Annotated in this window: 1 protein-coding gene; it reads left to right on the top strand. The window is 57.1% G+C overall.

Annotated elements, in window-relative coordinates:
- Positions 1-732: geranylgeranyl reductase family protein (locus D7231_RS36390; RefSeq protein ID WP_206752013.1), on the top strand; the 732-nt coding region annotated here is incomplete at its 5' end.
- Positions 733-1,083 lie beyond the last annotated feature (351 nt).

The raw sequence follows: 1,083 nt of genomic DNA, 5'->3' as shown, positions 1-1,083 counted from the left end.
TATTCCCGGGTTCGTGGAGCGCTGGGCGCTCGTAGCGTGAAGCGCTTCGAGCTGGGCGTCGCTATGCGCGCTTACGCTGACTCGACGTCATTCGAACCGGGCAGCGTCCTCGGTCCACAGCTTTCTCTTGAATTTAGTAGACACACGCTACCCGGTTACGGTTGGCTCTTTCCAACCGGCGGCCGCATCGTCAATATCGGTATCGGAGTCTCAGCGCGAGATTTACGCATGCGGAAGTTGAATATTCGTGAGATGTTGAAGGAGTACACCGCAGTAATCGCAGGGCGCGGCATCGAGCTAGGCTCTCTGCAACAGTGCCGATCGCACTGCTTGCCTCAGTTCACCAGTATGCCGAGGCTCACCTACGGGCATGCGGCACTTATCGGAGATGCCGCATCGATGATTAACCCAGTGAGCGGGGAGGGCATTGAATATGGCGTTGCCGCAGCGCGGGCCCTGGTAAATCGCCTTCCGCGACGACTGGACTCACCGGATCTAGCGAAGGCACTTTCTTCGTTTGAGTCATCCTTCCGAAGCGCGTATCGGTCCCATTTCATTTCGTCGGTGGCAGCGTACGCCCTGCTGCGGAATTCCTGGTGGGCGTCATTCATGGTGCGAGCGGCCCAGCGAGACCCGATTGTCCTCAAAGATAGCCTTGAAATGCTCTTCGGTTCCGGCCGCATCAAGGCCTCGACCACCGCGCGTATCCTGCGCTCTGGATGGACTCGATGAGCAGCAGCGCTACATCCACTGCTCTCAGCACACACCTCACTCCCTTTACCGCGGTCCCTCGATATATTCCGTTGTTCTCAAGTAGCCGAGCACGGGAGCGCATCGGCGCATTCATTCTCTTCTCGCTGATTCCGACTGCATTTTTCTGGATCTGGTTTCTCTTCGACGTACGGCATGCGATTCCGGCCGACCTGTCGGGTCTAAGGGTAGCCATGCCACTAGCCGCCCTCTGGGTAACTCTCGCCCCGCTCTTGCTGCAACAGGCCGAGTTCATGGAAGAAGAAATTATCGATACCTTCAACAGCGAAGGTTTCACGAATGGATGGGTACTCCCAGTCATACAGAGAAAAC

The sequence above is a fragment of the Streptomyces klenkii genome (genome assembly GCF_003626645.1).
GTDB lineage: Bacteria > Actinomycetota > Actinomycetes > Streptomycetales > Streptomycetaceae > Streptomyces > Streptomyces klenkii.
The sequence above is the reverse complement of the archived record's forward strand: the minus strand, read 5'-3'. Positions and strand labels throughout refer to the sequence as shown.